General features: G+C 54.1%; 17 protein-coding genes and 2 pseudogenes. 16 read left to right on the forward strand and 3 right to left on the reverse strand.

The features are described from left to right. The first annotated feature begins 42 nt into the window (after positions 1-42). The gene (locus CRO08_RS04395) at positions 43-1,209 is read left to right on the forward strand and encodes a phosphoglycerate dehydrogenase (RefSeq protein ID WP_073115843.1); all 1,167 of its coding nucleotides are present in this window, start codon (positions 43-45) and stop codon (positions 1,207-1,209) included. A 65-nt stretch (positions 1,210-1,274) separates the two neighbouring features. Here the strand turns inward: CRO08_RS04395 and CRO08_RS04400 are convergent, their stop codons facing one another. Continuing rightward, a complete protein-coding gene (locus tag CRO08_RS04400) occupies positions 1,275-1,946 on the reverse strand; it encodes a hypothetical protein (protein WP_097035204.1) in 672 nt (223 codons plus the stop codon). Between the two features lie 52 nt (positions 1,947-1,998). Here CRO08_RS04400 and CRO08_RS04405 point away from each other — a divergent pair, with 52 nt between their 5' ends. Both CRO08_RS04405 and CRO08_RS04410 read left to right on the forward strand, forming a co-directional pair. Beyond that, a complete protein-coding gene (locus CRO08_RS04405; protein WP_097035205.1) occupies positions 1,999-3,048 on the forward strand; it encodes an NAD-dependent epimerase/dehydratase family protein in 1,050 nt (349 codons plus the stop codon). Beyond that, the gene (locus CRO08_RS04410; protein ID WP_141398232.1) at positions 3,049-3,420 is read left to right on the forward strand and encodes a hypothetical protein; all 372 of its coding nucleotides are present in this window, start codon (positions 3,049-3,051) and stop codon (positions 3,418-3,420) included. A gap of 9 nt (positions 3,421-3,429) precedes the next feature. Here CRO08_RS04410 and CRO08_RS04415 read toward each other — a convergent pair whose 3' ends face one another. Next, a complete protein-coding gene (locus CRO08_RS04415) occupies positions 3,430-3,726 on the reverse strand; it encodes a type II toxin-antitoxin system YafQ family toxin (RefSeq protein ID WP_097035207.1) in 297 nt (98 codons plus the stop codon). Continuing rightward, on the reverse strand, positions 3,723-3,992 hold the full coding sequence (locus CRO08_RS04420; RefSeq protein WP_097035208.1) for a type II toxin-antitoxin system RelB/DinJ family antitoxin: 270 nt from the start codon (positions 3,990-3,992) through the stop codon (positions 3,723-3,725). The genes CRO08_RS04415 and CRO08_RS04420 overlap by 4 nt, the downstream gene beginning before the upstream one ends. 238 nt (positions 3,993-4,230) lie before the next feature. On the opposite strand from CRO08_RS04420, the gene CRO08_RS04425 reads away from it, so the two are divergent. The 13 genes and pseudogenes from CRO08_RS04425 (at position 4,231) to CRO08_RS04475 (ending at position 12,545) form a co-directional block, all read left to right on the forward strand. Next, positions 4,231-4,878, forward strand: a complete 648-nt coding sequence (locus CRO08_RS04425; protein WP_176495057.1) for a cytochrome c3 family protein — start codon at positions 4,231-4,233, stop codon at positions 4,876-4,878. 3 nt (positions 4,879-4,881) lie between these two features. Next, positions 4,882-5,757 (forward strand): 4Fe-4S dicluster domain-containing protein, encoded by an 876-nt coding sequence (locus CRO08_RS04430; protein ID WP_097035210.1) that lies wholly within the window; start codon positions 4,882-4,884, stop codon positions 5,755-5,757. Next, complete coding sequence (locus CRO08_RS04435) at positions 5,754-7,652, forward strand: c-type cytochrome (RefSeq protein WP_097035211.1); 1,899 nt, start codon at positions 5,754-5,756, stop codon at positions 7,650-7,652. Before CRO08_RS04430 ends, CRO08_RS04435 begins: the two co-directional genes overlap by 4 nt. Beyond that, on the forward strand, positions 7,649-8,095 hold the full coding sequence (locus CRO08_RS04440) for a hypothetical protein (protein ID WP_073115869.1): 447 nt from the start codon (positions 7,649-7,651) through the stop codon (positions 8,093-8,095). The genes CRO08_RS04435 and CRO08_RS04440 overlap by 4 nt, the downstream gene beginning before the upstream one ends. Before the next feature lie 166 nt (positions 8,096-8,261). Continuing rightward, positions 8,262-8,591, forward strand: coding sequence for a transposase (locus CRO08_RS04445; protein ID WP_097034692.1), 330 nt, complete (start codon positions 8,262-8,264; stop codon positions 8,589-8,591). 17 nt (positions 8,592-8,608) lie between these two features. After that, complete coding sequence (locus tag CRO08_RS04450; protein WP_176495014.1) at positions 8,609-9,457, forward strand: IS3 family transposase; 849 nt, start codon at positions 8,609-8,611, stop codon at positions 9,455-9,457. A 108-nt stretch (positions 9,458-9,565) separates the two neighbouring features. Continuing rightward, positions 9,566-9,805: pseudogene (locus tag CRO08_RS17555) on the forward strand (hypothetical protein); the annotation flags it as partial. A 21-nt stretch (positions 9,806-9,826) separates the two neighbouring features. Next, the gene (locus CRO08_RS04460) at positions 9,827-10,345 is read left to right on the forward strand and encodes an FISUMP domain-containing protein (protein ID WP_097035213.1); all 519 of its coding nucleotides are present in this window, start codon (positions 9,827-9,829) and stop codon (positions 10,343-10,345) included. A 55-nt stretch (positions 10,346-10,400) separates the two neighbouring features. Next, on the forward strand, positions 10,401-10,730 hold the full coding sequence (locus CRO08_RS04465) for a transposase (RefSeq protein WP_097034692.1): 330 nt from the start codon (positions 10,401-10,403) through the stop codon (positions 10,728-10,730). 17 nt (positions 10,731-10,747) lie between these two features. Continuing rightward, entirely contained in the window at positions 10,748-11,596 is an 849-nt protein-coding gene (locus CRO08_RS04470; RefSeq protein WP_176495013.1) for an IS3 family transposase, read from the forward strand. 56 nt (positions 11,597-11,652) lie between these two features. Then, positions 11,653-11,790 carry a hypothetical protein gene (locus CRO08_RS16925; protein WP_176495058.1) on the forward strand — a complete coding sequence of 46 codons (138 nt, stop codon included), beginning with the start codon at positions 11,653-11,655 and terminating at the stop codon, positions 11,788-11,790. Beyond that, positions 11,757-11,861, forward strand: a pseudogene (locus CRO08_RS17560) (hypothetical protein); the annotation flags it as partial. The gene CRO08_RS16925 and the pseudogene CRO08_RS17560, both read left to right, overlap by 34 nt. Further along, on the forward strand, positions 11,862-12,545 hold the full coding sequence (locus tag CRO08_RS04475) for a fibrobacter succinogenes major paralogous domain-containing protein (protein ID WP_097035214.1): 684 nt from the start codon (positions 11,862-11,864) through the stop codon (positions 12,543-12,545). It begins immediately after the preceding pseudogene. Positions 12,546-12,592 lie beyond the last annotated feature (47 nt).

Genomic DNA, 12,592 nt, shown 5'->3' on the forward strand with positions numbered 1-12,592 from the left:
GTCTATCGTCTAAGATTTTTAAACATTAACAAAGGACATAAAATGGCAACTATTAAGACGATGAACAACATTTCCAAGAAAGGCTTGAGCCTGTTTGGCTCGTTCTACCAGGTTTCCGACTCCGTCGAAAAACCGGATGCCATCTTGGTGCGTTCCGCCCAGGTTGATACCGACAACTTTGACGGCCTGCTGGCTGTCGCCCGCGCCGGCGCTGGCGTGAACAACATCACTATCGACAAGGCTTCCGCGAAGGGCATCTGCGTGTTCAACACTCCGGGTGCAAACGCCAACGCCGTTGCCGAGCTGGTGATGACCGTGCTCGGCATGGCCGTCCGTAACGTGGACAAGGCCGCTGCTTGGGTCAAGAACCTCGACACCACCGACCCGGACCTCGCAAAGACCGTCGAAAGCGGCAAGAAGAAGTTCGCTGGTATGGAACTCGCTGGCAAGACCCTCGGCGTGATTGGCCTCGGCAAGATCGGCGTGCTCGTCGCTAACTATGCCCGTTGGAAGAACATGCGCGTCATCGCTTACGAACCGTATCCGAACGCCGCCAACATGCACGAACTTTCCAACAAGGTCGAAATTGCCGACCTCGACACCGTGATTGCGAAGTCTGACTTCCTCACCGTGCATGTTCCGTTCATCAAGGGCGTGACCGAGAACCTCCTCAACCGCAAGAACCTCGCCGGCTTCAAGGGCAGCTACATCATGAACTTCGCCCGCGGTGGCATCGTGGAAATGGCCCCGGTCAACGAAATGCTCGCTTCCGGTTCCCTCCAGGGCTACCTCTGCGACTTCCCGGATGCCGACCTCATCAAGAACGACAAGGTGACCTGCTTCCCGCACCTCGGCGCTTCTACCGAAGAAGCCGAAGAAAACTGCGCCGTGATGGCCGTCGAAGAATTGAAGGACTACATCGAATTCGGTTGCGTTCGTAACTCGGTGAACTTCCCGGCCCTCGTTGATCACCCGCATGCCGGCGTCAAGAGCCGCGTCGTGGTCATCAACCAGGACGTCCCGAACATGATTTCCGAAATCACGAAGGTGTTCGGTGCCGAAGGCATCAACATTGCCAGCTTCTCTAACAAGAGCAACGGCAAGATCGGCTACAACCTCGTTGACGTGGAAAGCAAGGTCGATGACTCCATCATCGAGAAGCTCTCCAAGCTCGACAAGGTCATCAAGGTCCGCGTGATCCACTTCTAAGGAATCGCCTTTTAGAAAATTAGCCTCCGCATTGCGGAGGCTTTTTGTATATAAACAAAGAATCGCTATTTCTGCTTGCACATGAGCGCTTCTTTCATCGTGTATTCTTCGTGCTTTTTCTTGTTGCCTTTGCGCTTGTAGAATTCCGCGATGTTGTGAATCACGATGCAATCGGAGGGGTTTAACTTGTGGGCGCGTTCTAGATAAACTATTGCGCTGTCACTTTCTTGGAGCAGGTGCACCACGCTCATGGCGTTCAGTGCTTCTACGTTGTTGGGGAGGAACTTGAGCATTTGGCGTGCGAGCATTTCGTAGCAGGGGTCGTTCTCCTTATCGAAATGCTGCCTGGCGGCAATCGTGAATTCGCCTTCCAGGAGTTTGTCTGCGTCGGCGATTTTTTGCCCGCCTTTGAGTTCGCATTTGTCCTTTTTTGTCTTTAGCAGTTCATGGATTTTCTCAAAATACCTGGCCTGCGCCTTGCAGTTTTCCATTTCGCCGTTTAGTTGGACTTGCCCGAGCCAGATGTCGATTCGGTACGGGAACCGCTCGAGTGCGGAATCCAGGATTGCGGATGCATCCTGGAGGCTCCCGAGGGAATACTTCGAGTGTATTGTGTTGCTTGATGCCCGAATTTCTGTCTTTATCGCCTTGTTCGCCCTTGCAATCCATTCTTCGGGAGTGTCGGCGAATGCTTGCGCGAAATATAAGGCCAATAGGGTAAATAAGATTTTCTTCATGGCTCTAATTATAGTTTTTTTCTACTTTTCTTTACAAAATAGGACTATTGGAATGAAGATTCTTGTGACAGGTGCGGCGGGTTTTATCGCCTCGAAAATTATGGCGATGCTTTCGGCCCGCGGGGACGAGGTTGTCGGGCTTGACAACATCAATGACTATTACGATGTGCGCCTCAAGTACGGGCGCCTGTGGGAGAATGGTTTCCGTTCGGTGAATGGTGGTGTGCTTGCCGAAATCCCCTTCGGGCAGATGCTCGCAAGTTCGACGCTCGCGGGTGCGCGCTTCGTCCGCATGGACCTCGCCGACAAGGAATCTATCGACAAGCTCTTTGCCGCAGAAAAGTTCGACAAGGTGGTGAACCTCGCGGCACAGGCGGGCGTGCGCTACTCCATCACGAACCCGTATGCCTACATGCAGAGCAACATGGTCGGATTCCTCAACATTCTCGAGGCCTGTCGCCACAACCGGGTGAAGCATCTGCTCTATGCGTCGTCCAGTTCTGTTTATGGTCTGAACAGCAAGGTCCCGTACAGCGAAGACGACAAGGTTGACAATCCTGTTAGTTTGTATGCGGCGAGCAAGAAGAGCAACGAACTGATGGCGCATTCCTACGCGAAGCTTTACGGCATCCCGATGACGGGACTGCGCTACTTCACGGTCTATGGCCCATGGGGGAGGCCCGACATGAGCCCCATGCTCTTTGCCCGCGCCATCTCGAAGGGCGAGCCCATCAAGGTGTTCAACAACGGTGACATGATTCGCGACTTCACCTACATCGACGACATCGCCGAGGGTAGCGTGCATGCGCTCGACCACATGCCTGTCGCGGAAAAGTGCCCGAACGGCGTTCCGTACAAAGTATACAACATCGGCTGCAGCCACCCGGTAAAGCTGATGGACTTTATCGCCGAAATCGAGAACGCCTACGGCGAGCCCGCGAAGAAGGAATTTTTGCCGATGCAGCCGGGCGATGTTTACCAGACGAACGCCGACACCACGAAGCTCGAGGCGGAATGCGGTTACAAGCCGCACTGGAGCCTGCACGACGGCATCGCCGAGTTCATGAAGTGGTACAAGAGCGACAAGAACCCGTTGAGGTAGATGATGCGCGGTTCACGGGCGGTTGTTGCGGTACTGTTGCTTGTCTGTGCGCTTTTTGCGGCGGACTTGTTTGTGCTGCCTGCCGTGACGCCCGAACTCAAGGCGAAGGCTTCGGAATACTATAACAACGAGTGCAAGGGCTGCCATCGCTGGGCGCGCAAGTTTGCGGCGCCGCCCATGAAGGATAACGTCGCGCAGTATGTAGAGAATCCCGAGGCTCTGGTGCAGTACCTGATGAAGCCCGAGCCCAAGCACCCTGACCAGTGGGACCCGATGGAAATTTCGCCCATGAGCGAAGCCGACGCGAAGATGATGGCATCGTGGCTGCTGTATATTCTGGAGCACCCGGACGACCCGGGCCGACCGAAGTAGGCTAGAACGTCAATTCCCGAACAGGTCGGAATGCGTCCCGGTATCGACAAGTTCGAGGATCAAAACATTTTCCACGATCTTGTAGATTAACAACCAGTCTGCTTCTATATGCAGTTCCCTATGGCCAATCCAGTTGCCTACAAGAGGATGGTCTTTATATGACTCAGGTAAAGGCTCTCCTTTGGCTAGGATATCAACGATATCTTTTAACTTTTGGGAGTCTTTTCCTCGCTTGGTTAACCGCTTTGCAGATTTCTTGAAACGGCTTGTCGCCCGAACGGTGTACTTGTACGATGCTGTTGTCATAAGCCCAACTCGTCCCAAAGTTCCTGTGGCGTAGCGTACGTCTTGGCGTTGGGGTCGTGGGCGAGCTGCTCGCCTTCCTTGATCGCTTCGAGGAGTTCTTTGGACGGGGGCCTGGTGACGGCGAATGGGAGACCGTGATGCAGCACGGCCTGTTTCAGGAAAACGGTGAACGCCTGGGAAAGGGTCAATCCCAGGTCGTTGAAGAGTTCGGTAGCTTGAGCCTTGAGCTCTTTATCTATTCGGATATTTGTAACCACGGTACTCATACCTCTAAATATACAACAAAAAGTTTCAAATGTAAAGCGTTTGTTGTATATATGTTGTAAAAATGCACGGGTTGCCCGGTGCGGCGAATAGGAAAAAGGCTCCCTATCTACTATATAAAACGGTTTCGCGGCCAAAATAAGCCAGAAAATTTTGGTTACAGACGTTTTTTTACAAAAAACGGGCTTTTCTTGAGCCCGGTCGGTTATTCTTAATTAGATTTACGCTAAAGGGATGAGTGTGTTTAAACGACAAGGCGCATCTTTCGGAGCAACCCCGTTCAAGTGGGCGGGGCTCGTTTTTGCGGTTGCCTTCACGTTCTTTTTGGCGGACTTTTTGTTCGGCCAGAAGGCGACTCCCGTGCGCGTGGGCGCCGATACGAGCGGTCCGAATTCGATTGCTTTTCTGCACGAACTCCATGGCGAGAACATCGGGCTCGATTGCAGCCTCTGCCATACGGGTGCTGCGTCCGGGGCGCGTGCGTACATGCCCGCGAAGTCGGATTGCATGGATTGCCACCGCCTGCCGCTCACCGAAAATCCCGGAATCGAGAAGCTGGATTCGGCGCTGGCCGCCGCTCCGGCATACCCCTGGAAGCACGAGTCCGCTTTGCCGGAGCACGTGGTGTTCCACCACGGGGTACACGCGGCCGCCGGGGTGGAGTGCGCGGACTGTCACCGCAATTTCGCGGGCGGTTCCGGCGCGAAAGCAAAATCTGGCGCGCTCCTTTCCACGGGCGCGACCGGAGCCCAGCCCGGCGCGAAGGCCGACGTGTACGGCGGCGAGAATTTCAGCATGCAGATGTGTCTCGCCTGCCACAGGGGCGAAACGTTCAAACAGAAGAATTTCAGGCGGTCGGCCACGTACTGCGCCGCATGTCACAGGTAGTTTATGGATAGGCGCGAGTTCTTGAAAATCCTTTCGGCGACGGTGGCGGGTTTTGCCCTGTTCGGGTGCCGCGACGGCTTGCTCGGCGATATGCCGGTCAAGGGCGCGCGCCTCAAGCTCGCAGACTTCGAGAACGAGGTGAAACTCGCCCTCTCGAAAATGAAGCCCGGTATGGAACTCGTGCGCGTGCCGATGCCCGCAGCGCTCAAGACTCCCGGTGCCTCGCAGGAGAACCGTTTTGGCATGGCTATCGACCTGGATGCCTGCGATGCCTGCGGCAAGTGCGTGCTTGCCTGCATCCAGGAGAACAACATCCCGCTTAGTGCTCCCGAGCGTGCGAACCACGGGCAGTTCATGCACTGGATAGAAATGTGCGGCGGTGCGCCCGCGATGTGTTTCCACTGCGGGGATGCCCCCTGCGAGAAGGTCTGCCCGACGGGGGCCGCGAACCACACTCCCGATGGCATTTCTGCGATGATGTACAAGCGCTGCACCGGGAGCCGCTTCTGCGGGGCGAACTGCCCCGTGCATGCCCGCAAGTTCAATTTCGATGACCCTGTGGCTTCGGGCCGTTCGCTCAGGTTTAACGCTGGCGTTCCCGTGCGCGAGAAGGGCGTGATGGAAAAATGCTCGCTGTGCCTGCAGCGCCTGCAGGATGCGCGCCACGACTTCAAGGCGCTCCATCCGGGAGAAAGTTTCCGCGGGCGCGGCGTGACCACCGCCTGTGCCGCCGCCTGCCCCAAGAACGCGATTATATTCGGCAACTGGCTCGACGAAGGTTCCCCGCTGGTAAGGGCGGCGAAGGACCGCGTGCTGTATGCCCCGAAGGCTATTGCAGCGCTTGACCCGTCTATCGTCTATATGAGGGGGCATCGTTGATTTTCCGCATCCTCCTATATGCGGGGCTTGCGCTCCTGTTGCCCGGCCTTGCCGCGCTGGGGTATTCCCTCTGGGAAGGCCCTGCCGTGTGGTCGCTGGACGCGCATACCTTCTGGGGGACTCCCGTAAGCCTGTTCGTTTTCTGGATAGGCATCGCCCATGCGGGTACGCTCATTTCTGCGATTCTCCTTGCGCTCGGCGTGCCGCTCGATCGTCGCACCTCGATGCTTGCCGAACTCACGACCCTCTGCGCGCTCGTGGTCGCCGCGATATACCCGCTCATGCATCTCGGTGTGGTGGAAAACTTCTATATGGTCATCCCGTTCCTGGATGCGCGCGGCAACTTCGCGAATGTGGGCTCCCCGCTGGTGTGGGACTTCTGCTGCATCGCCATCTATGCGGTGCTCTCGCTCGTGTTTTTTGCGATACACCTGTTTGCGGATAGGTCGCAGGCGCTGGAAGATGTGCGTCGCCCGATGGCATGGCTACTCTTCCCGCTGGTGCTCTGGGTGCACACGATTGTGAGTCTCGATTTTGCGGTGACGTTCGTGCCCGAGTGGCGCGGGGCGTTTTTCCCGCTGTACTTTATCGCGGGCGCCATCTATTCGGGCCTTGCGATGGTGAACGTGCTGCTTGTTGCGGAAGGCTGCCGCGTGCGCCTGCTCGAAAAGCTCATGATGGTCGGCTCCTTCGTGATGCTCGTATTCTGGGCTTGGAACTTCGCGTTGAAGGGGGACTGGAACTTCTCGGTGTTCGCGTTCGGTGCGCTGTTGCCGCAGCTCTGGTGGGTGTCTGCCGTGCGCGTGAGCCCGTTCGGGCGGCTTGCGGTTTCGCTCTCGGTGCTGCTCGGGCTTTGGCTGGAACGCTTCTACCTGGTAATGCCCGCCGAACCGCGCGGCTTTGGGTATGTCGATGCGGGCCTTGTTGCTTTTTCCATCGGGTTGTTTACAACGTTGCTTGTGATTTTGCGTGTAAAGTTGCGTAAGCCCATCGAGGGCGGGGAACTTCTTTTCGGCGAGCTGGAAGAGGCTTCTGCGCCGGTTGTGGAACCCCATACGGAACCGCTCACGAGCCGCGAGTTTATCGTGTTGCGCTTCCCGTTGTTGCTGGGCGTGCTCGTGGCGCTTGTCTACACGCTCTGGGCGGTGTCGCAGCCCGTGTTCGATACGGTGGCGGTCGCTATCCCGAACGTTGCCCCGCTATTCTACCCGATTGTGGCGCTGGTGGCCGCTATTGCCCTATGCATTCGCCCGGTATGGCAGGCGGTTTCGGCGCACAATGCAGATGGATGCGGTTCCCGTTACCTGAAAATCGCCTTTGCTATATGTATACTTATGTTTGCATTTTTTGCGGGAGTGTTTTATGCGGGCGGTTCATCTGCGCCCTCGAAATTCACGAGCTATGTTGACACCCCGAAAAATGCCATCGCGCCGGATGGCCCGAAAATAGCGGGCGCATTTGATACGCTGCGGACGCGCGCGGTATGGAACGCGCGTTGCAGCGGATGTCACGGGACGGACGGCAAGTTCAACGCGAAGTTTGTCCGCGAGTTCTACCCGGTTCCGCAAAAGTTGACTGCGGCTCGTCTCGATTCCCTCGGGGAGGATTCCCTGGTACACGTGATTATGTACGGGCGCACGAACATGAACCCGTATGCTGACCGCATAACCGAAGCGGATGCCCGCGCCCTCGTGCGATACATGCGCTCGCTTGCCCCGGCGGACGTCCCTGCACCCGAGATAAACGAAACTGCACCTGAGATAAACGACTCGGCGCCCGAGATAAACGAAACAGCACCCGAGATAAACGATTCGACGCACGAGATAAACGACTCGGCGCCCGAGATAAACGATTCGACGCACGAGATAAACAACGTATCGGAGGTGGCTCGATGATTCCCTTGATGAACGCTGTCGCCTGCCTCCTCGCGCTCGCCATGGCCCAGTTCTTCTGGCGCCGCCCCATCCGCCTGTTCAAGGAGGCGTTCTTCTTGCTTGCCGCCGTAGTCGTGTTCTGCGTCTACGCCTACTTCTCGGGCGACATGAACGACCCTGCGATGGAATCTTACCCCTTCCGCATGTTCGCGCTGGCCCTGTGCTTCTCTACAACGGCCCTGCCCGTCAAGCGCCGCCGTTACCTGCTCATGGCTCAGGTCATGTGGTTCTGGGTCGAGTTCTTCGGCTCCGTGTCGCTCTTCTACCACGGCTTCGACATGCCGTGGACGCGCCTCTTGGCAATCGCCGTCTCCGTGTTTGGCTCCACGTTCCTCTCGCGCATCTCGCAGGGCATGGAATTCGCCCTGATGGCCTACTGGATTGCTGTTTGGGTGTTCTTCTAGTTAGTTTTGTAACAAAAACTTTACAAACAAGAACCGATAGCCTCCTGTCAAAGAGCCGATAGCCTCTCGTCAAAGGCCGTACCCCCTTTATTGGACCATGCAGGAGTTTAATAAGAGGGTAGCATAAGCTACTATATTCATTGCGCAACCCCCAAAAGGTAAAACAATGGCAAAAATCAACTATAGCTCCGAGACAAGGGAACAGGTCATCAAGCTGGTCCTGAAAGGCGAAAAGTCAGCAAACCAAATAGCCAAGGAACTCGGAATCGGGCCCAATACAGTCGGTCGGTGGGTAAACGAGTACCGCAAGGAACACAACCTGCCGAGCTACCGCGAGGAACGGCGAATCCGCAAGGTGTCCGTCGAGGAACTCGCCGCCAAGAACAGGGAACTGGAAAAACTCCTGAAGAAGCGTGAAAAGGAGCTTGCGGACGAGAAGGAGACGGTAGAGATCCTAAAAAAATCCCTGCACATCTTTATGCGACCACACGACTGAAATGCGAGGCGATACACGTGAACCGCAAGAAATACTCAGTCAGGAAGATGTGCAGAGCCCTAGGAATACCGCAGTGTTCCTACTACCAGTGGTCGCGCCAGCAGGAAAAACGTGCCGAGAAGAAGGCCCGCGAAGAACGGCTTGTCCAGAAGGTCCGCGACACCTTCGAAGAAAACCACCGCGTGTACGGTTGCCCGAAGATGCTGGCGGCACTCCAAGACAAGGGTGTCGAGGTAAAGGTGTGGAAACTGCGCCGCATCATGCGCGAGAACGGGCTCTATCCAGTCACACTCAGGAAGTGGAAACCCTACCGCAAGGGCAAATGCGACGCCATGTACAGCGAGAACCTGGTGCAGCGTAAGTTCGATCCCGACAGCCTGAACGCCGTCTGGGCCGGCGACATCACCTACGTCAAGACTACGCTTGGCTGGGTGTACCTTGCCGTGGTGTTGGACCTGTGTAACAAGGAGGCGGTGGGCTACGCCGTAAGCAAGAACATCGACACGGAACTTGTCAAGCGCGCGTTGTCCAATGCCATCATGCAACGCGGCCATCACGACGGGCTCATCTTCCATTCCGACCGCGGCGTGCAGTACAGTAGCATGGGTTACCGCACGATGCTCTCGGAGAACGGGATAACGCCCTCGATGAGCGCACCGGGCTGCCCCTACGACAACGCCTGCATGGAAAGCTTCTTCGCAAGCTTCAAGAAGGAGATGGCCTACAGGCGTGACTTCAAGGACATCGAAGACGTGCGGGAGGCCGCTTTCAGGTATATCGAGCTGTTCTACAACCGGAAACGGCTCCATAGTTCGCTGGGATACATGACTCCGGTTGAATATAGGCTGTCAAAACAGGCTGCCTAGACCACAAGGGTATACCACTTAACAAGAAAAAAGGATATATTTAACTTAACCGGTAATGAATATGGTTGTTCATGAACCCACTATTAAAAAAACTACAAATCCAATCTCAAGGCGACGGCCCTTTGGGATGGCGATGCCGTTGGAAATGATACTTATGGTTTCTCTGCACTTCCTACCGGCTATAGATACGTATCGGGTGAATATACTGGTTTCTCTCAAGTAGGCGTTTTTACCGATTTCTGGAGTTCCTCTGTTTACGATTCTGAAAATGCATACACTCTTTTTCTCGGCCCTGAAGATCGGTCCTATATTTATCCCAGTAATAATGTAAAAGAGGGAAGGTCTGTTCGTTGCATCAAGGGTGAATCGTTGATTTCTAGCAGTAGCAGCGAGGCGGAATCAAGCAGTTCGTTCTATAAGCCTTCGTGGGAATTCTTGAATCCCGATCTTGAAGCTCTGTATGATACAATTATTGATGACCGTGATGGTCAGGTGTATAAGACAATTGCAATTGGTAAACAGGTCTGGATGGCCGAAAACCTTAATTATCGTTATCAGGCGGGTACGGCAGAATTAGATTCATCAAGTTTCTGCTACATGAATGATCCGGATAGCTGTGCCAAGTATGGAAGAGCGTATCTATGGAGCGCTGCAATGGATTCGTCGGGTGTTTTTCCGACAACAACCGAGACTGGCTGCGGCTATTATGACACGTGTTCAATTGTTGTTCCGTTCCAAGGTATCTGTCCAGATGGCTGGCGTCTGCCGAGTAAGAATGACTGGGAAAGATTGTTCAACTATATGGGCGAAGATGAATACTTTGGTCTATCGATGAAATCAAAAACGGGATGGACTATGTTGGAGGATATGGACCATGCAGGAGTTTAATAAGAGGGTAGCATAAGCTACTATATTCATTGCGCAACCCCCAAAAGGTAAAACAATGGCAAAAATCAACTATAGCTCCGAGACAAGGGAACAGGTCATCAAGCTGGTCCTGAAAGGCGAAAAGTCAGCAAACCAAATAGCCAAGGAACTCGGAATCGGGCCCAATACAGTCGGTCGGTGGGTAAACGAGTACCGCAAGGAACACAACCTGCCGAGCTACCGCGAGGAACGGCGAATCCGCAAGGTGTCCGTCGAGGAACTCGCCGCCAAGAACAGGGAACTGGAAAAACTCCTGAAGAAGCGTGAAAAGGAGCTTGCGGACGAGAAGGAGACGGTAGAGATCCTAAAAAAATCCCTGCACATCTTTATGCGACCACACGACTGAAATGCGAGGCGATACACGTGAACCGCAAGAAATACTCAGTCAGGAAGATGTGCAGAGCCCTAGGAATACCGCAGTGTTCCTACTACCAGTGGTCGCGCCAGCAGGAAAAACGTGCCGAGAAGAAGGCCCGCGAAGAACGGCTTGTCCAGAAGGTCCGCGACACCTTCGAAGAAAACCACCGCGTGTACGGTTGCCCGAAGATGCAGGCGGCACTCCATGACAAGGGTGACGAGGTAAAGGTGTGGAAACTGCGCCGCATCATGCGCGAGAACGGTCTCTATCCGGTCACGCTCAAGAAATGGAAACCCTACCGCAAGGGCAAATGTGACTCCATGTACAGCGAGAACCTGGTGCAGCGGAAGTTCGATCCCGACAGTCTGAACGCCGTCTGGGCCGGCGACATCACCTACGTCAAGACTACGCTTGGCTGGGTGTACCTTGCCGTGGTACTTGACCTATGCAACAAGGAGGCGGTGGGTTATGCCGTGAGCAAGAACATCGACACGGAACTTGTCAAGCGCGCGTTGTCCAATGCCATCATGCAACGCGGCCATCACGACGGACTAATCTTCCATTCCGACCGTGGCGTGCAGTACAGCAGCATGGGCTACCGCACGATGCTCTCGGAGAATGGGATAACGCCCTCGATGAGCGCCCCGGGCTGCCCCTACGACAACGCCTGCATGGAAAGCTTCTTCGCAAGCTTCAAGAAGGAGATGGCCTACAGGCGAGACTTCAAGGACATCGAAGACGTGCGGGAGGCCGTTTTCAGGTACATCGAGCTGTTCTACAACCGGAAACGGCTCCATAGTTCGCTCGGTTACATGACACCGGTGGAATATAGGCTGTCAAAACAGGCTGCCTAGACCACAAGGGTATACCACTTAACAAGAAAAAAGGATATATTTTAACTTAACCGGTAATGAATATGGTTGTTCATGAACCCACTATTAAAAAAACTACAAATCCAATAATTACAATAAATATAATGGAACTGATGATTACGGCTTTTCAGCAAATCCGACTGCATACAGGTCAAAGAGTGGTACTTATGGTATAGATGCCGATGCCAATTTCTGGAGTTCTAATCAAGATGATTATATTGTTTGGTTACGCGGTGGTGAAAACAGGGTGACTGTTTCTGATAATGGCGGATCCAAGGGTGTTGCGATGTCGGTACGTTGTGTAAAGGATCTTGTTGAAGAACCTCTGTCAGGAACCTTTACGGATACTCGCGATAGCCATGAATACAAATTTGTCAAGATTGGTAACCAAACATGGATGGCTGAGAATCTCAACTATCAAACAGACAACAGCCGCTGCTATGATGCCGATCCTGATAACTGTACCTTGTATGGACAGCTGTACACATGGGCTGATGCAGTAGGTAAGGCAGAAACAGAGTGTGGTTATGACTACAGTTGTGTTTTCGATACGCTGATTCAAGGTGTTTGTCCGGATGGTTGGCACATGCCTAGCCGGAATGAATTTGCTGTTTTGGAAGAGGATGTTGGAGGCTACGGTGGAAAGATACTCAAGTCAACCAGCGGATGGCATCCCTGGGATAGTAATGGGGAGATTTATGGCAATGGCGTTGATGCCGTTGGTTTTAATGGTATTCCTACGGGAGTTTGGACTCGTGGTGAATATGGTCAGTCTAGGGATTTTGCTTATGTTGCGGTATACTGGTCAGCGACGCAATCAAATGCCTACAATGCTCATTATATGTTATTACGTGATAGATCGCATTCTATAGAACGAATGTCTGAGTATAAGGATAATTATTACAGCGTCCGCTGTGTCAAAAACGAATAATGAATAACCGGCCTCTTGGGCCGGTTTTTGCGTATGGGCATTGTTGC

Source organism: Fibrobacter sp. UWT3 (assembly GCF_900230125.1).
GTDB lineage: Bacteria > Fibrobacterota > Fibrobacteria > Fibrobacterales > Fibrobacteraceae > Fibrobacter.